Below are 18648 nucleotides of genomic sequence, written 5' to 3'. Positions count from 1 at the left end.
TTTATAAAAATCGACATATTGAATGCTATTTTTATAACAACCTATTGCGATAAGACATCAATAAGTCTATGATTAATATAATAGGTTTCTCTACCTATTTTCATTGAATGTAACCATCCTAACAGCTCTATTTTCTTTAGGTATTCAGAGGCAGTTTGACGCTTGGCAATCCCAAATTGTTCTAATATTCCAATTTTGATATAGGGATGACTAAATAGTAAATCTAGTAACTCTTTAGAAAATGCCAATTTAAGTTCATTTTTTATTTCTATTTCAGCTTGTTGCTTCAATTCAAGAATAGTATTTATTTTTTTTAGCGTCATTGCCGCTGTTTCTGCTACACCATTTACAATATAAAGCACCCACTCTTCCCATTTATTTTCTTCAGTAACTTCTCTCAACAAACGATAGTAGTCATTCTTATTCTTTATAATGTAGCGACTTAAGTACAAAATAGGAAGTCCAAGTAGGTTTTGCTGAATAAGATACAATACATTCAAAATTCTACCAGTTCTGCCATTTCCATCATTAAATGGATGAATGGCTTCGAACTGATAATGAATTAGAGCCATTTTGATTAATGGGTCTAATGCTGAAAACTCATCATCATTGATAAAAACTTCTAAACGACTCAATTTATTTCTAATAATTTCTTCACCTTCTGGTGGAGTGTAAACTATTTGACCGTTAGCAGGATTAGTTATTTTAGTGCCACTATTTTTCCTGATATCTTCATCAATATTTCTTAACCTTTGCATAATACCTATTAGCAAATTTGTAGAAATGATATTGTTTTTTTTTAACTGTCCAATGCCCCAATACATTGCTTTACGATATTGTAATACTTCTTTAGAAGCTTGATTTTTAATGTTTTCGCCCATTAACGTTGCTTGATATAGCTCGTCCTGTGTAGTAACTATATTTTCTATTTCATTAGATTCCTTACTTTCCTGAAGTATAATAGTATTTAGCAATAAATCTGGATTAGGCAATGTTTGACAGTAGCCTTTAAGTTCGGCTAAAAGTTTATTAGCATTTATCGCTGATTTAAAAATTCTTATAGTTTCTAGGTCTACCTTTGGGGGTATATCTGGTAAACTATTAAATGGTATATTTTTATCAAATGCCTTCATATTGTTCTTCTATATTTTGTGGTATTGGCTTTCAGGATAGTTGCCATGTCTTCATAATACTTACACCTAAATTCTTGGCTTTATAAGTGATTTTTGTCCATCACTCAATCATAAGACGAACCTTTTACTTCCAACCATTCAATACCTCTGTCAATATATCCAAATTCTCTTTGGTATGCAAGGCGCTTATTACTAATCTGGTAACGGGTAAATCATTTGCTGTTGGATATGGAAAACAAGCCGTCATAATACCATGTTGTTTTAGGTATTCATGCAAACCTACCTGATGTGTGCAATAAGCAGGATAATTTTTGATGGAATCTATCCCAAGGTCTGGCTTAACTAAATGATTGAAGTATTCAATATTTTCTAATAGCTTTTCACGTTGTTCATCAAAAATATCGATAGAGGTAACAAAGGCTTCTAACAGAGCGGGCATCATGGGCGACGCTCCAGAAAACATGGGGAAAGACCGAAGTTGTTCTATAAAATCATTATCTGAAAAAATCACTCCTCCCGTCATGCCCATTGCTTTGTTGAGCGAGGAGGTAATCACTAACCGAATATTTTCTGAATGAATTTCCGGTAATTCAATCCCGAAACTATGTGAGGCATCTATGACAACAGTAATGTTTTTATTAGTGGGAAGGGCTTTAATCCATCCAAAATCAAAATACTCAACATAAGGAGAACCTACAGCATCGCTACAAATAACAATGTTTTCAGCCTCTGAATCTTTGATGGTATCCGCAATAGTCTTAGCCCAAACTTGATAAGTATCTGTTGAAGATTGTGTGAAATCATTCCATAGGGCTGGATGAGTTTTAGGAGCAAAAAAGAAAGTATTGTTTTTACTTTTTAAAAAATTAACGACTAGTTGCCCTGCCCACATCCCCGATGAAACGGTTAGTGCTGAAGGCATTTTTGCAAAATCAGCCAATACTTTTTCCGCCTTGTCATAAATACTTAATTGAACAGTATTATTCCTAGAACTACCCCAAGATGTGCCATACTGCTCGACTGCTTCAATAAAATTTTCTTTAAAAACAGGATGATGTGGAATCCCTAAATACGAAGTACCGCTAAACCAAAGGTAGCGTTGTTCGTCACTGATTAAAGTATTGCTGGGAATTTTATTAGTAAGGTATTTCATGTTTGTAGCTTTGAGCTGTAAGCCGTGAGATTTGAGCTATGAGCTATGAGATTCGAATTATGAGATTTTCTACTAAAGGTAAAATAAGTTTTACCACTTAACATCTTCTAAATAGCTGAATGCTCACAGCTCAAATCTCATAGCTTATAGCTCAAATCTCACAGCTTATTAAACCAAATTCGCTCCAGTTCCGTTTTCTTGGGCGTAAATTACTTTTCCGTAGTCGATAGTGACACCTGTTGAAATTTGGTCATCTACCAACAAAATGCCGTCCATGTCTACATAGTCCAATAAAGGTAATAACTGCGCAATAGCCGAACAACCTACATTTGATTCGGTCATACAGCCTACCATCACTTTCAATCCTAATTGGTGTGCCTGTGCAATCATTCTACGGGCGGGCGTTAAGCCTCCACATTTCATTAATTTCACATTTACACCATGAAAGAACCCAAAGCAACGAGCAACGTCTTTTTCGACAATACAACTTTCGTCGGCAATGATGGGCAAAGCAGATTCCGCAAATACCTTTTTCATACCTTCCCAGTTATCGGCTTTCATGGGCTGTTCTATAAATTCTACGCCTAATTTTTTGAGAGCAAATGAGTTTTCAATGGTTTCTTCCACTGTCCACGCCGTGTTGGCATCTACCCTGAAAATGGCATCACTATGTTTCCTTAGTTCTTGAATAATCTTGATGTCCTCTTTAGTCCCTAATTTTATTTTATACAATGGGAAAGGGACTTCTTGCATTTTCTCTACCATTTTCTCAATGGTATCTATCCCAATCGTATAATCTGTAATAGGGTTTTTAGTCGTATCCAATCCCCACAGTTTATATAAAGGTTGTCCTTTTTTCTTGGCCCAAAGGTCGTTGGCAGCAATATCTAAGGCACATAGTGCAAAAGGGTGTTCATCTTTTAGATGAGGATATAAATCATTCCAAAATTGTTCGGGACTTTGTAAATCGTAGTTTTCTATGATTGAGCGAACGCCTTCTAATTGTGCCGACATTTTAGCCATCGTAACACCATAATAAGGCGTTTCGGTAGCCTCGCCAAAACCACTGAATTCGCCATCGCGAAGTTCGACTATAAGCGTTGGTTGTACATCCCGAGATTCGTGGGTGATAGTAAAAGTATGGCGGAGTTTTAAATTAAACGAGTGAAGGATTAGTTGCATTGATGACACATTGGTTTTTTGAAATATCAAGTTAGTAAAAAAGTGGCAGATTTTATAGCGATATTTTGAATAGGGAAGAAGAAAGGTTTACCCACAAAATACCTTAACTTATCGATTTGTCGTTTTTGATAAAAATGGCATTTTTATCAAAAAACTGTAAAAAAAATAAACTTTTTGACCAATTTAATAAAAAAATGACCTGTTTTTGCTTAAAAAAGTGTAAATTTGAAGAAATTAGAAATTTGATATTTTATATAAATTTTCATTCACAACACACTTTTACAAGAAATTTAGGTTGAAAAATACCGATAATTTTTGTGGAAGTGTTTTTATTTTATCTCTAAAGGACTAGTAGTATTTTAAAATTTGAAAATCGTTATATGTTAAAGTCTTTGTGTTAACTTTTCTGAAATTCCGCTGTTTGAGCGAAGCGAGTTTCGGAATTTCTTGACTTTCTTTTGCGGTCCGCCGCCGCGGTTACTTTTCTTTTGTCAAGAAAAGAAAAGTAAGTTAATGAGAATGGGATTTTACTTTTTGCGATGCTGATCGAAAATATTCACATATATTCTTAAAGATAATTTATAAACTCAGTATCTAGCTTATCTCTATTCTTATGTTAGCAACCATAAAAAAATATACATTTCATCCAGTAGTACCTTTTGATTTTCAGAGGGATACCATCTATGAAATTGATTTAACAAAAAATAATGCTGATTTAGAGGAATTAAATTTGTCTGATACGGCTTTATTTAATGAGTACGTTACTGAAAAAATTAAAGAAGCAAAGGCCGTATGTGCCGTTGGAGGGTACCTCGAAAATCGTTATATTTATCGTAGAAGCGAACATTTTCAGCAAAGTGCTGAAGGACGCTCTATTCATTTGGGTATTGACATTTGGGCTCCAGCAGGAACGCCAGTATTTGCTCCACTAAGTGGTAAAGTACATAGTTTTCAAAACAATAAAGGTTTTGGCGATTATGGACCGACCATCATTCTTGACCATCAATTAGAAGGGAAAACTTTTTATACATTATACGGACATTTGAATGAAGAATGTCTTGAAGGCCTCTATGAAGGAAAAAATATTGAAGCGGGTGAACAAATAGCCCTCTTTGGAGATTTCCCTATTAATGGTGATTGGCCTCCTCATTTACACTTTCAAGTAATGACGGATATGCTTGGCTGTAAAGGCGATTTTCCGGGCGTTTGCGAACCATCCAAAAAGGCTGAATATGCCGAAATTTGTATTGATGGTGCTTATATGTTGGGTATGAAATGATAATTATGTATTCGATAAAGATAAAGTAAAATATTTATCTCTTTGATTATCAGTAATTTAATATTATATTATGCTAGTTTTAGTTTATTAAATATCGTCAGCACAAGACAGCATGACATTTACAACCTCTTTTTAAAACAAAAAATTATCTTATGCGCATAGGCTTTTTAACGATTGATTGGATTGATTTTTTAGATATTTTATTGGTAGCATATATGCTGTATCAGATTTATAAACTGATTCAGGGAAGTATTGCTAACAAGATTTTCTTTGGTTATATTCTTATTTACGGTGTTTACTTGGTGTCTAAAGCACTAGGAATGGAATTCCTGTCTTCTATCTTAGGACAGTTTATGAATATGGGTGTGTTGGCACTGTTGATTATTTTCCAACAAGAAATCCGACGGTTTTTGATGATGCTTGGTCGTTCTACCTCATTTCGTGAGAATCCTTTGCTAAAAAGATTTTACACACCGAAAGTATCCAAAGAAAATTTCTCTACTTTACAGTCGATACTCGATGCTGTAAAAGTAATGGCCACGAATTATACAGGAGCTTTGATTGTGATTGAAAAAGAAGACGATTTGAAAAAATTTATCGAGTCGGGCGATGTATTAGATGCGGAGGTATCAAAGCGATTATTATTGACTATATTTCATAAAAACAGTCCTTTGCATGATGGCGCTGTCATCATCAAAGGCGGAAGACTCGCTGCGGCTCGTTGTATGCTACCCGTTTCTGAAAGTGGTACAATATCTCCAGCTTTAGGTTTCAGACACCGTGCTGCCTTTGGAATGAGTGAACAGACTGACGCCGCCATCATCGTGGTATCAGAAGAAAAAGCAGAAGTATCATTCGTAAATCATGGGGGTATCTTTAGAAATATGTCTATTCAGGATTTAGAAATAAAATTGAAAGATTATATTTTGAAGGAGTAAATTATAAGACGCTAGAAGCAAGACACAAGATATAAGACATAAGAATTTTAAGTGTTTGCATGGCTGTTAAATTTTATTCTTATCCCTAGCGAGGGACTTAAGTCCCTCGCTAGGGATATTCATTTTCTATAATCTTTTCTATAATCCCTTCGGGATTATAGAAAATGTCTAGATTTTTAACCCCGAAGGGGTGGCATAAATTTTAATCTTATACATTTTCACCCGATTGTATCACCCTTTCATGGTTCTGACAATATTCATTAATTATTTGCTATAATCCTTTCATCCCTTCGGGATTATGGTCTAGTAACATATAAGACACTAGAAGCAAGACAAAGATGTAGCTTTAATACCTTTTCTTTAGTCTTATATCTTTAGTCTTGTGTCTTATATCTTTAGTCTACAAACCCCTTCAAAGCCGTTTGATAAACAGGCAACATTCGTTTACGAGCAACGTCGTGATTAACAATAGGCTCAGGATAATCGAAGGTATTTAATTCAGGAATCCATTTTTTGATATATTCCAGTTGCTTATCAAACTTTTGTGTTTGTAACGTCGGATTGAAAACCCTAAAGTATGGTGCCGCATCGCAACCACTGCCAGATGCCCATTGCCAACCGCCATTGTTGGCAGCAAAATCAAAGTCTAATAACTTTTTAGCAAAATAAGCCTCGCCCCAACGCCAATCGATTAGTAAATGTTTGGTCAAAAATGAGGCTACAATCATCCTAACACGGTTGTGCATGAAGCCTGTAGCATTTAATTCACGCATACCAGCATCTACTATGGGATAGCCCGTTTTACCCTCACACCAAAGCTCAAACTCCTTTTCATTATTTCGCCAGATAATTCTGTCATAATCTTTTCTAAAAGCTTGTCCTTCCGAGATATGGGGGAAGTGATAAAGAATATTGAAATAAAAATCTCGCCAGATTAATTCATTCAGCCATGTTTCTGATAACGATTGAGCTTTGCGTGCTAATTCACGGATGCTAACTGTGCCAAACCGTAGATGAACAGAAAGCTTAGATGTGCCTTCGATTGCTGGAAAGTCTCGGTTCTCAGCATAATTACTGATGATGTTATCTCGAATATCTTTACTAGGAAATTTTGTCTCGACTACTTGAAATCCCATCGACGCTAAAGTTGGTATTTCAAAAGGTTTAGTTGGAAGAAAATTATCAAAGTACTTTTCAGTAGGATATAATTTCAAATAAAACCCATTTACCTTCTCTTTCCATTTACGGCTATAGGGTGTAAAAACGGTATAAGGTGTTCCTGCACCCGAAAGGATTTCATTTTTCTCAAAAATGACTTGGTCTTTATAAGTCTTAAAACCAATGCCTTCGCTAGTCACAAATTCACGGACGCTCTCATCTCTTTCATGAGCATACTGTTCATAATCATGATTGGTATAAATCGTATCTATGTCATATTCATTAAGCAAGGCAGGAAAAACATCTTCGGGCGTACCATATTTTACTAAAACACTACTGCCCATAGCTGTTAAAAATGCTTGGATTTCGGTTAACGCCTTGTGAATAAACGCTACTCTGCGGTCCTGTTTATCGTCGAGCTTATCCAAAATATTTTTGTCAAAAATAAAGATTGGCAATACTGGCACACCTTTTTTAAGAGCATGGTATAACCCTGCATTATCGTGTAAGCGGAGGTCGCGACGAAACCAAAAAATTGAAATTTTAGACATTTTAATGGGGAATAAGGAAAATAAAACTTAGTTACTCTGAACTAACCATTTGAATCTAAATTTGTTCGATAGATTTATTGTGTTCAAAACATAAATCAGTGTAAACTTCTATAGAAAAGCTAGAAAACGGATTGAAAACCAAGTAGTTTTGGGATAATTCAGAAAAATATTTCTAAATGTTATTGCTCAAAAAGAGCTATTGTAGAAGCATATACAGGTTTATTTGAAAAATTAACTAAAAGAATCAACTAAAAGTATAATTTATTATCATATTGTATTGACAAGCCCTATCTGGAAATTGTATATTTGCAAGAATCGTATTGAAGTCATTTATCTATAGGGTGGGAGACTTTAGTATAAAACCAAGATTTTTGTTTTGATTTTATACGATAAAAGCCCTAGTAGCAATCATGTTATCAAACAAAACCGAAGATTAAAACCGTAAGAAATGACTCCAGGCGAAAAAACCGCAAACATTATTAGAATGAAATTATCTGAGTTCAGATTCGACCTCCCTAATAACCTCATTGCCTTGTACCCACCAGAGAACAGAGGTGAATCACGATTAATGGTGGTAAACAGAAAAACAAAAACTATTGAACATCGTATGTTCACCGACATTTTGGATTATTTTGATGACGGTGATGTAATGGTTACAAACGACACTAAAGTTTTCCCTGCTCGTTTGTTCGGTCAGAAAGAAAAAACAGGTGCAAAAATTGAAGTATTTTTACTTCGTGAATTAAATAGAGAACACCGTCTTTGGGATGTATTAGTTGATCCTGCTCGTAAAATCAGAGTAGGTAATAAATTATATTTTGGTGATAGTGATTTAGTGGCAGAAGTAATTGATAATACTACTTCGCGTGGGCGTACTATTCGTTTCTTGTACGATGGCGACCACAAAGCTTTGATGAAAGCGATTCACCAATTAGGCGAAACGCCACTACCAGATGAAATCCGTTTTAAACGTAAGGTAGAAGCGGCCGATGAAGAGCGTTACCAAACAATTTATGCTGAACACGTAGGTGCTGTAGCAGCGCCAACGGCAGGTTTGCACTTCAACAAAATCATCATGAAACGTTTAGAGTTGAAAGGTATCAACTTTACACCACTTACACTACATGTTGGTTTAGGAACTTTCCGTCAGGTAGATGTTGAAGATTTGACAAAACATAAAACTGATTCTGAAAATTTTAACATCACAGAAAAAACTTGTGAAGTGGTGAACGAAGGAATTGATAGCAAAAAGAAAATCTGTGCTATTGGAACAACTGTTTTGAAGGCTTTGGAATCGTCTGTATCTGCGGATGGTCACTTAAAACCTATCGAAGGTTGGACTGATAAATTTATTTTCCCTCCATACGATTTCAGAATTCCAAATGCATTATTAACGAATATGCACTTACCAGAGTCAATTTTATTGATGATGACTTCTGCTTTTGGTGGGTATGATTTGATTAAGGAAGCTTATCAAATTGCTATCAAAGAGAAATATAAATTCTTTAGTTATGGCGATGCCATGTTGATTATCTAAGAGGCATAATCAGCACTTTTCAGGCGAAAGACATTAGGCGATATTCATAGCTTAGGTCTTTCGCCTGATTGTTTTATGGGTTTGTATCAATTTTCTTTTTCGTAATTATTCATGAAAAAATATGCCATTATAGTAGCGGGCGGGAGTGGTAGCCGAATGAAAAGTAATTTACCCAAACAGTTTATCGAAATAGGTGGATTACCCGTATTGATGCATACTTTAATCCGTTTTAAAGAAGCTTATTCAGATATTACCCTCATACTGGTATTGCCAGAAAGTCAGTTTGATTTTTGGCAGGAATTATGTCAAAAACACCATTTTGAGGTAGCTCACCAATTAGTGAAAGGAGGACAATCAAGGTTTCAATCTGGCAAAAATGGATTGTCTGTTATAGATACAGATGGCATAGTGGGGGTACATGACGGCGTCCGACCATTTGTAAGTACAGACATCATCCGTAAAAGCTTCGAGGTTGCCCAAACCAAAGGAACAGCCGTAGTCAGTGTGGCTTCTAAAGATTCTGTTCGGGTAAATGGACAAGCGATAGACCGTCAGACTGTTCGACTAATACAAACACCACAAACGTTTCAAGTAGCTATCATCAAAAAAGCCTTTGAAACCGAAGAGTTGAGTACCTTTACGGATGATGCGAGTGTGGTAGAATTTGCAGGCTTTGATATTAATCTTATCGAAGGGTCGTACGAAAATATCAAAATCACTACCCCTGAAGACTTAGAGTGGGCAGAAATTATTTTGAAGCGAAATGCTTAAACGCTTATCCATAAAAGAATATACCGACGGCATTTTGGCTGGCAACAGAATGATTCTCAGCAGAGCAATCACGCTGACAGAAAGCAATTTGCCTGCGGATAAAATATTGGCTCAGGAAGTAATAGAAGCTGTGTTACCCCATACGGGAAATTCAATCAGAATTGGTATTACAGGCGTGCCTGGCGTGGGTAAAAGTACTTTTATAGAGACCTTCGGACAGTATCTGACCAAGCTGTCCAAAAAAGTAGCAGTTTTAGCCATTGACCCAAGCTCGCCCATTAGCAAAGGAAGCATTCTGGGGGATAAAACCCGCATGGAAAAGCTCGTGAATGAGCCATTGGCTTATATCCGTCCTACACCTACCAGTGGAGGTTTGGGAGGCGTAGCCAACAAAACCCGTGAAGCGATGTTGCTTTGTGAAGCCGCAGGCTTTGAAGTAATTATTGTTGAAACAGTAGGAGTGGGGCAATCAGAAACGGTAGTGCATGGCATGGTAGATTTCTTTCTATTGCTCATGTTAGCTGGTGCTGGCGACGAGCTACAAGGAATCAAGAAAGGCATTATGGAAATGGCCGATTTGATTGCCATTACCAAAACAGATTCGGGCAATGAAACCCAAGCTGATTTAGCTAAAGTAGCTTATCAAAATGCCCTGCATTTGTTTCCCCCTAGCCAAACAGGCTGGTATCCCGAAGTACTCACCTGTTCGGCAATTACTGAAAAAGGAATTAAAGAAATATGGGAAGCTATTGAAAAGCACTGTGAACTACTTACGGGAAATGGATATTTTCAACAGAAGCGTAGCCAACAGAATTTAGAATGGATGTATAATTATATAAAGAAGTCGCTAGAAGAGAAATTTTACCAACATCCTAGCGTTAGCCTTTACATGAAAGACATTCAGCAGGAGGTGAGTGAAGGGAAAAAATTGCCGATTAATGCTGCTATGGAATTGCTAAATGTATTTTATGAGAACAAGGGCTTGTAATTTGTGGATAATAGGATTTTTTTTGACAATTATTTCATAATTCATAGCTGTTGTTTAAAATTCAAAAATCGTATCTCAAAATTAATTTCTCAGACGTATCTTTGCGGATGGAAAAACAAACTTCAATATATACTACTCAGTTTTGGTTACTTTGCGTTAGTAATTTTCTTTTTTCTGCGAGTTTTCAAATGATGATTCCCGAACTGCCCGATTATTTAGGTTCAATGGGTGGAAAAGAATACATCGGTTACATCATTGCATTGTTTACGCTTACAGCAGGTTTTGCCCGTCCTTTTTCTGGTAAATTGACTGATACCATCGGTAGAGTACCCGTAATGGCATTTGGCTCACTCGTCTGTTTTGTTTGTGGCGGACTATACCCTTTTGTGCATACCATTGCTGGTTTTTTACTACTTCGTTTTTTGCATGGTTTTTCTACGGGTACTAAACCAACGGCTACCTCAGCTTATGTAGCAGATATTATTCCCGAAAATCGCCGTGGTGAAGCCCAAGGAATGCTAGGTATTTTTACAGCAACGGGGATGTCTATCGGGCCAAGTATCGGTAGTTATCTTACCAGTTGGATATCTATCAATGGGATGTTTTTTACTTCTTCAGCTTTTGCTTTACTCTCTATCTTAATATTGTTGAATATGCGAGAAACGCTTCCAACGATACAAAAAAAGGCTTTTTCTTTTAAATTATTTAGAATAGGATGGCAAGATGTATTTGAACCAAGGGTAATTCCAGCCTTTATTGTGATGATTTTAGTGTCGTTCTCTTCGGGAGTATTGCTTACCTTAGTGCCCGATCAAACCAAACTGTTGGGGATTAGTAATAAAGGACTTTTCTTTACGGTTTATACCGTTGCATCTTTAACAGTAAGGCTATTTTTTGCGAAATCATCTGATAAATATGGTCGAATTCCTATTTTGATGATTTCCTCTATGATATTGGTTATTTCCATGATATTGTGTGCTTTAACTAACTCTTTTTGGATATTTATTTTATCGTCTATCTTATTTGGCTTTTCTTGGGGATTCAATACGCCTACTTTAATGGCGTGGACAGTAGATTTATCTGACGAGCTTTACCGAGGAAGAGCCGTAGCCACTACTTATATTGCCCTTGAAGCAGGGATTGGTTTAGGAGCATTATTTGCAGGACAAATTTATAAAGGCAAAGTAGAGAACATTGTCATTCCATATTTTCTTGCTGCTTTTTTTGCATTTGCTTCTTTGGTATATTTATACTTTAAACAAAAAGAAAGGACTGTTTTGATAGAATCTTAGCAGTTAAGCAGTGATTAGTAAATAGTAATTGGTGATTAGCACACAAATTTTAGGTTATCAGTTATTTACTATAAATGACAACATTGCTTTAATTGTATTGGTTACTTAACTTAGAGTTTTTAATATTTTTTAGGGTTTAAAAATATTTTAATCTGTCTAAAGCTAGCAGAAAAATGCTACCACGACGGCAGACTGTTCACCAATTACTATTTACTAATCACTACTTACCATGGTTTTTGAACAATATCTCGAGCAAAAAAACATAGATTCAGAAAAATTTCTTTGGGCAAATCCCGAGGATTTTCAAAGCCTGAAAGTGGTTTTTAATCAAGTAAATCCAGAGAGTTTTACAGCCCAAAAAAAGTTTTTAATTAACAAACTTCGTAGAAAATATCAGTTAAAAACCTTCTAAGTAAATACACTGACTTCGCTTAAATTAGTATCAATGAAATTTAACTGCAAATCAATAAATAGGAATATTTGTAGTATATTTATGATTATTAAAATAAAATAGTCTCACTCCATTTGCTGAAACTCCTTTCTTTTAAACTTTGCCAAGACAAAAATCTAAATCATTGTACTTTTTTAAGAATTAAAATTCATGTCATCTGTAAAAAACTTAGAAACTTTTTTTCCAACCGAAGCACAAATTCCAGCGGAATATAATCTCACAGAGCCGATTGAGCAACGTGAGTATTTAGTTAACGGCGAGATGCGTCAGTGGGCTGGAAAGACCCAAGATGTTTGGTCTCCTGTTTATGTTCAGACTGCCAACGGTTTAGAACAAAAAAGAATAGGTTCGTATCCTATCACTAATCCGGAAGATGCGATGGAAATTTTGGATGCTGCCGTAAAAGCTTTCGACCACGGTCGTGGCGAGTGGCCTTCAATGTCTGTAGCCCACCGTATAGAATGTGTTGAGAAGTTTACGCAACAGATGATTACGAAACGTGATGAAGTGGTGAAATTATTGATGTGGGAAATCGGTAAATCTTTGGGTGATTCACAAAAAGAATTCGACCGTACCGTTCAATATATTTATGATACTATTGGTGCGTTGAAAGACATCGACCGTAACTCTTCAAGATTTATGATTGAAGAAGGAATCATCGGTCAGGTTCGTCGTTCGCCACTAGGAATTGTTTTGTGTATGGGACCATTCAATTATCCATTGAATGAAACTTTCACTACGTTGATTCCTGCGTTGATTATGGGAAATGTAGTGATGTTCAAGCCACCAAAACATGGTACTTTGTTGCACTACCCATTGTTAGAAGCCTTCCGTACATCATTCCCTGCTGGGGTAATCAATACAATTTACGGTCGTGGAAATTCTGTAGTTCCTCAATTAATGGAATCAGGCAGAATTGATGCTTTAACCTTGATTGGTTCGTCGAAAGTAGCGGATAAGTTGAAAAAAATGCACCCTAAAGTTAACCGTTTGAGAGCTATTTTAGGACTAGATGCTAAAAATGCTGCCATCGTTACTGAAAGTGCAGATTTAGAATTAGCCGTGAAAGAATGTATGTTAGGTTCATTGTCGTTCAACGGTCAGCGTTGTACAGCCTTGAAAATGATGTGGGTACATGAATCATTAGTTGATGCTTTTAACAAACGTATGTCTGAAGAAATCGGTAAATTGAAATTAGGATTGATGTGGGAAAAAGGAGTAAACATTACGCCACTTCCTGAGCCTAACAAACCTGCTTACTTGAAAGAATTAATTGACGATGCTATCGCACACGGAGCAAAAGTTGTGAATGAAGGCGGAGGAGAATCATTCAAATCTATCGTTTACCCAGCATTGGTATATCCTGTAAACAGAGAAATGAAAGTGTGGCATGAAGAGCAATTCGGTCCTCTTGTTCCCGTAGTAGCTTTCAGTGACATTCAAGAGCCAATTAATTATTTAATTGAATCGTCTCATGGTCAGCAAGTATCTATTTTCAGTAAAGATGTTCATCAGATTTCTGAATTAATGGATGTGGCTGTACACCAAGTTTCGCGTGTAAATATTAACTCACAATGTCAGCGTGGACCAGACGGTTTCCCTTTCACTGGTCGTAAAGATTCAGCAGAAGGAACACTTTCAGTAACGGCTGCTTTGCGTTCATTCTCTATCAGAACAGTAGTAGCCACGAAAGAGACTACAGAGAACAAAGCTATCGTCAACCAAATTGTAGAAAACCAAGAATCAACATTCCTTTCTACTCGTTTTATTTGGTAGTTTTTTAGCTTTGAGCTTTCAGTCTTGAGCGATGAGCTTTGATTTTTAGATATAATCTCATCAAAAAAAGTAAACCCCTGCAAAGTGATTTTTGCAGGGGTTTCTTTTTTCATACCGTGGTCTGTGGCACACAGAACACAATTCAATTGTCCGAGTGTTCTGTGTGCCACAGACCACGGTATATTGGAAAAGTTGACAGCTCAAAGCTCATCGCTCAAAGCTCATCGCTCAAAGCTCATCGCTCAAAGCTCCCAGCTAATTAAACTTCAACTCATGTTTCAAGCCAGAATACTTTCTAAGGTCTAGTGCCAAAGCACCAATTTTTAAAGAAACCTCTGCTCTTACTGGAATTTTGTTTTCATCATCCGTTACCCACATTTTTACAGATTCCTCGTCTTGAAAGAAATTGTTTTTAGGTAATTGAGGAGTGATTTTGAAAGTGCTGATTTTGCCAAACTTTGTATTGATAGTTTCTTTACCACGAAACTTCAATCGCATATTATACACTTCTCCTTCAAAAAAGAACGTAACAGGTACAGAGTCGCCGACATTCATTTTTGAAAAGTCAATCGTTCTGATAAAATAATAACCACTTACCACATCCTGAATATACTTAGGCAGATTATAAGTTTTCTTCTCTTGCGAATCATCCATTTCAAACAATTTCGCAGTATTGTTATTATGGTTAAAAATCACTCTTTGCTCTTTTTTATAACTTCCTTCCTGCTTCTTCATATAGAATTGCTGAGGTAAAATCATAGACGCATCAATGTAGGATGTCCAAGTATCACGTACTTTACTAATCCAATCGGTAACCCCCACAGTTCTAGCTACGATGCCAACTTTATAACAAGGCTTACCATTGGCATTTTGTAGTTTGTTATCTACATCCACAATGGCCTCTGCAGCATTCACAAAACCATAATGCACACGATATTCTATATGTTCGCCAGTAGTAAAACTATCTTGTTCGATTACCCTTTCTTGAAATGACGACTTGAAACTCATCGCCGTAATCAAGAGTATTATTATCAAAAATACTTTTTTCATATATGCGCAGATTACTGATTATGTTTTTTTTTCATGGACTTCAAAAAATGTTCGAAGTTCCCTTTAAATTGCCTTTGAAAGATTAACTCAAACTCATTTTGTTTTGAATTATACGTTTTAAATCCTACAAAATAAGCATTGTTTGGTAAATCCTTCCTGTCAATTTTAGGTTTAGATAAAGCCGTTGGTTTTTTAAAAATAGTATCTTGACTTATTTCAATTTCTTCAATTAACGCATACTTCAATGAATCCTTGCGTGTGTCAGAAAGTTTTTTGCCTTCAAAAGTTTTATAGAGACTGTCCAATTTCAAAGTCCCTCTGTTTAAGTGCTTTATATATTTGTCTCGCACTTCTTTAGATTGATTTTTCTTTTGGAACTGCGGAGAATCTTTGCCGTATTTATAAATCAAAAAACGTTTGGCACCATAGTCGCCAACAAAATTGGCAAGATTCTCACTCGTCTCATGATCATCTTTTACAAAAATCGTTCCATGTGTCATTTCGTGGATAATCAGGCTCGCCAATTTGCCATCAGAGTAGTAAAGCATACTGCTTAAGATTGGTTCTGGTAGCCAGCCTAAGGTAGAGTAGGCAGCCCCTTGTCCCATTTCGGTATCATAGCCTTGCAGTTTCCAAACGTTTTCTTCCTGATAAGCGGCCGTAGAATCAAAGAAACCTTTGTAAGTAAAGTTGCCAATAAAAGGGAAATTAAACATCACTGCTTCCATTTTATAACGCTCAGCCACAGTCAGCAAATATACCAAAGGTCGTCCTTGTTGGTCATACATGGTTTGGTATACCTTTGGGTTATCCTGTAAGCCCAAAGAATCAATGGCAAAACGCCTTATTTCACCAATCAATAAAATGCGTTTTTTTAATGAATCAGGCACACTTTTATCTTTTAGTACCTCGTCAAGCGGACGAGTATTGAAGGCAACATCCAACCCTCCGCTGGCTTGTTGGTATAGATAAACCACCCAAACCCTTTGCCAAAAAAGGACAATAACCAACACTACGATAAACAATAACCAAAAATTATATTTACGACGAATCTTTAATGCCATGAATTGTATGTTTTAATTTATGAGTGCAAGCAAAGGCAAATTATTGAAAATATCTTGGAATATACAGATAGTCTACGAATTTGCCCCTTACAAAAGTATCATGATTTGAATAAATGCCTTAAAACAGCTAATCATTTTGTAACTTGCACAAAATTTCGGGAAACCAATAAAGATACAAATCAACAATGAAACAAATCATCTTCACTGAAAAAGCACCCGCAGCCATCGGGCCATATTCGCAGGCAGTACTCTCTAACGGAACTTTGTACATTTCAGGGCAAATTGCCTTTGCTTTGGCAGAAGCTGGAGCAAGTATTCAGGATGAAACACGTCAAGTAATGGAAAACCTAAAAGCCATTTTAGCAGCAGCCGATATGAGTTTCGCTAATGTGGTAAAAGCTTCTATTTTTGTAAAAGACATGAATAATTTTGCAGCCATCAATGCTGTATATGGTGAATATTTTTCAGAGAATCCTCCTGCACGCGAAACTGTAGAAGTGGCACGTTTGCCAAAAGATGTAAATGTAGAGATTTCTTGTATTGCTGTAATTTAATTTTCAAAAAATGTCAAATCAAGTAAGAGTACGTTTTGCACCAAGTCCAACGGGAGCTTTGCACGTAGGTGGTGTAAGAACAGCATTATATAATTATTTACTAGCCAGAAAACTGGGTGGTAAAATGTTACTTCGTATTGAAGATACAGACCAAAATCGTTTTGTAGAAGGTGCAGAAGACTATATCATAGAAGCCTTAGGGTGGGTAGGTATTACGATTGATGAAGGAATAAGCGTAGGCGGTCCGCATGCCCCTTACAGACAGTCGGAACGTAAGGATATTTATATGGATTATGCGATGCAACTCATCAATTCAGGAAAAGCCTATTATGCTTTTGATTCAAGCGAGGAATTGGATGCGATGCGTCAAACTTTTGAAAGTCAAGGTTCGGCTTTTCAATACAATGCCGCTACGCGTAGTCGTTTAAAAAACTCTCTGACGTTTTCAGAAGAAGAAACACAGGCTAAAATAGTCGCAGGCGAGCCTTATGTAATCCGTTTGAAAGTACCAGCGAAAGAAGAAATTCGTTTTAAAGATATCATCCGCGACTGGGTACATGTACATTCATCAACGATGGATGATAAAGTATTGATGAAGTCGGACGGAATGCCAACATATCACCTTGCCAACGTAGTAGATGACCACTTGATGGAAATCACACACGTGATTCGTGGAGAAGAATGGTTGCCTTCAGCACCTTTACACGTATTATTATACCGTGCTTTTGGTTGGGAAGATACTATGCCCTTGTTTGCACACTTACCTTTGTTGCTGAAACCAGAAGGCAATGGAAAGCTTTCAAAACGTGATGCTGATTTAGGTGGATTCCCTGTTTTCCCATTGGAATGGAAAAACCCTGACGGTACTATCGCAAAAGGATTCAGAGAAGAAGGTTATTTGAGTGATGCTGTTGTAAACTTCTTGGCTTTCTTGGGATGGAACCCAGGTACGGAACAAGAGTTATTTTCGATGGAAGAATTGATTGAAAGCTTTAGTTTAGAAAGAATCAATAAAGCAGGAGCTAAATTCGATATTAATAAAGCTAAATGGTTCAATCAGCAGTATATAAAATTACGTTCTGACGAAACGTTAGCCAAAGAATATTTACCTAACTTTGAATCAGACAAAGCCTTGAAAATTGTAAGTTTATTCAAAGAAAGAGTTACTTTCCCACAAGAAATTACAAACGAGGCAGAGGCATTATTCATCGCCCCCGTTACTTATGATGAAGCCGTTATAGCCTCTAAATGGAATGATGATGCCAAGAAAGGTATCACCGCCTTTAAAGATGCTTTACCTACTTTGGATAATTTTGTAGCGAACGACATTAAACACGTTTTGCATGCAGAATTAGAAAAACTAGGCATTAAAATGGGAAAAGTAATGCAGGCTTTGCGTGTGGCTACCACAGGCGTAGGAGCAGGTCCCGACTTGATGTTATCGATGGAAATTATCGGAAAAGAAGCTGTAATTGCACGTTTAGAGAAGGCTTTGGATACCTTGTAAGTGATGAGTAATTAATCTATTGAATGCACTAATTTTGAACCTCCAAATTTTCAAATTCAGACAATGGCAAAGAAAAAAGAAACTCCTAAAAAAGAACTCCCAAAAGTTCATAATGAGCTTGATGGATTCGATATTTCAATTAATTCTTTTGGTGAAATCAATAGAAGTATTGACATTGAAAAAATCAATGAGTTTTTGAACAAACACATGGACGATAAAAAATTGAGAGGGAGAGACGAAGCTTAATCTCTCTCAATACATGAT

At 36.4% G+C, this 18648-nt stretch carries 16 protein-coding genes; 10 read left to right on the top strand and 6 right to left on the bottom strand.

The window, feature by feature from the left end:
• Positions 1-41 precede the first annotated feature (41 nt).
• From AC07N0_RS12715 to AC07N0_RS12705, 3 genes are all read right to left on the bottom strand, one after another.
• A complete protein-coding gene (locus AC07N0_RS12715; protein WP_494589454.1) occupies positions 42-1133 on the bottom strand; it encodes a Fic family protein in 1092 nt (363 codons plus the stop codon).
• A gap of 124 nt (positions 1134-1257) precedes the next feature.
• Entirely contained in the window at positions 1258-2286 is a 1029-nt protein-coding gene (locus AC07N0_RS12710) for an aminotransferase class I/II-fold pyridoxal phosphate-dependent enzyme (protein ID WP_494589453.1), read from the bottom strand.
• Positions 2287-2454: 168 nt separating this feature from the next.
• Entirely contained in the window at positions 2455-3468 is a 1014-nt protein-coding gene (locus AC07N0_RS12705; RefSeq protein ID WP_494589452.1) for a dipeptide epimerase, read from the bottom strand.
• Between the two features lie 613 nt (positions 3469-4081).
• Between AC07N0_RS12705 and AC07N0_RS12700 the strand changes: the two genes are divergently transcribed.
• Together AC07N0_RS12700 and cdaA are read left to right on the top strand one after the other, a co-directional pair.
• Positions 4082-4747, top strand: coding sequence for a peptidoglycan DD-metalloendopeptidase family protein (locus AC07N0_RS12700; RefSeq protein ID WP_494589451.1), 666 nt, complete (start codon positions 4082-4084; stop codon positions 4745-4747).
• Positions 4748-4899: 152 nt separating this feature from the next.
• The gene (gene cdaA / locus AC07N0_RS12695; protein WP_323248071.1) at positions 4900-5685 is read left to right on the top strand and encodes a diadenylate cyclase CdaA; all 786 of its coding nucleotides are present in this window, start codon (positions 4900-4902) and stop codon (positions 5683-5685) included.
• A gap of 395 nt (positions 5686-6080) precedes the next feature.
• On the opposite strand, the gene AC07N0_RS12690 is transcribed toward cdaA, so the two are convergent.
• Entirely contained in the window at positions 6081-7394 is a 1314-nt protein-coding gene (locus AC07N0_RS12690) for a cryptochrome/photolyase family protein (RefSeq protein ID WP_494589450.1), read from the bottom strand.
• Positions 7395-7878: 484 nt separating this feature from the next.
• Here AC07N0_RS12690 and queA point away from each other — a divergent pair, with 484 nt between their 5' ends.
• The 5 genes from queA (at position 7879) to AC07N0_RS12665 (ending at position 14209) form a co-directional block, all read left to right on the top strand.
• Positions 7879-8931 carry a tRNA preQ1(34) S-adenosylmethionine ribosyltransferase-isomerase QueA gene (queA, locus tag AC07N0_RS12685; protein ID WP_492803672.1) on the top strand — a complete coding sequence of 351 codons (1053 nt, stop codon included), beginning with the start codon at positions 7879-7881 and terminating at the stop codon, positions 8929-8931.
• Between the two features lie 111 nt (positions 8932-9042).
• Complete coding sequence (locus AC07N0_RS12680; RefSeq protein ID WP_494589449.1) at positions 9043-9702, top strand: 2-C-methyl-D-erythritol 4-phosphate cytidylyltransferase; 660 nt, start codon at positions 9043-9045, stop codon at positions 9700-9702.
• Complete coding sequence (gene meaB, locus AC07N0_RS12675) at positions 9695-10690, top strand: methylmalonyl Co-A mutase-associated GTPase MeaB (protein ID WP_494589448.1); 996 nt, start codon at positions 9695-9697, stop codon at positions 10688-10690. Before AC07N0_RS12680 ends, meaB begins: the two co-directional genes overlap by 8 nt.
• A 107-nt stretch (positions 10691-10797) precedes the next feature.
• The gene (locus tag AC07N0_RS12670; protein ID WP_494589447.1) at positions 10798-11982 is read left to right on the top strand and encodes an MFS transporter; all 1185 of its coding nucleotides are present in this window, start codon (positions 10798-10800) and stop codon (positions 11980-11982) included.
• Positions 11983-12583: 601 nt separating this feature from the next.
• Positions 12584-14209: an NADP-dependent glyceraldehyde-3-phosphate dehydrogenase gene (locus tag AC07N0_RS12665; RefSeq protein ID WP_492802844.1), complete on the top strand. Its 1626-nt coding sequence runs from the start codon at positions 12584-12586 to the stop codon at positions 14207-14209.
• 255 nt (positions 14210-14464) lie between these two features.
• Here the strand turns inward: AC07N0_RS12665 and AC07N0_RS12660 are convergent, their stop codons facing one another.
• Together AC07N0_RS12660 and AC07N0_RS12655 are read right to left on the bottom strand one after the other, a co-directional pair.
• The gene (locus AC07N0_RS12660) at positions 14465-15259 is read right to left on the bottom strand and encodes a DUF3108 domain-containing protein (protein ID WP_494589446.1); all 795 of its coding nucleotides are present in this window, start codon (positions 15257-15259) and stop codon (positions 14465-14467) included.
• An 11-nt stretch (positions 15260-15270) separates the two neighbouring features.
• The gene (locus AC07N0_RS12655; RefSeq protein ID WP_494589445.1) at positions 15271-16323 is read right to left on the bottom strand and encodes an aminopeptidase; all 1053 of its coding nucleotides are present in this window, start codon (positions 16321-16323) and stop codon (positions 15271-15273) included.
• Positions 16324-16508: 185 nt separating this feature from the next.
• Between AC07N0_RS12655 and AC07N0_RS12650 the strand changes: the two genes are divergently transcribed.
• The 3 genes from AC07N0_RS12650 (at position 16509) to AC07N0_RS12640 (ending at position 18630) form a co-directional block, all read left to right on the top strand.
• Positions 16509-16877, top strand: a complete 369-nt coding sequence (locus AC07N0_RS12650; RefSeq protein WP_494589444.1) for a Rid family detoxifying hydrolase — start codon at positions 16509-16511, stop codon at positions 16875-16877.
• Positions 16878-16887: 10 nt separating this feature from the next.
• Entirely contained in the window at positions 16888-18384 is a 1497-nt protein-coding gene (gltX, locus tag AC07N0_RS12645; protein ID WP_494589443.1) for a glutamate--tRNA ligase, read from the top strand.
• A 63-nt stretch (positions 18385-18447) separates the two neighbouring features.
• Complete coding sequence (locus tag AC07N0_RS12640) at positions 18448-18630, top strand: hypothetical protein (protein WP_323248051.1); 183 nt, start codon at positions 18448-18450, stop codon at positions 18628-18630.
• Positions 18631-18648 lie beyond the last annotated feature (18 nt).

This window comes from Arcicella sp. GW821-FHT09D11 (assembly GCF_059416265.1).
Note: the sequence above shows the minus strand (reverse complement) of the source record. Positions and strands in the feature narration are given on the sequence as shown.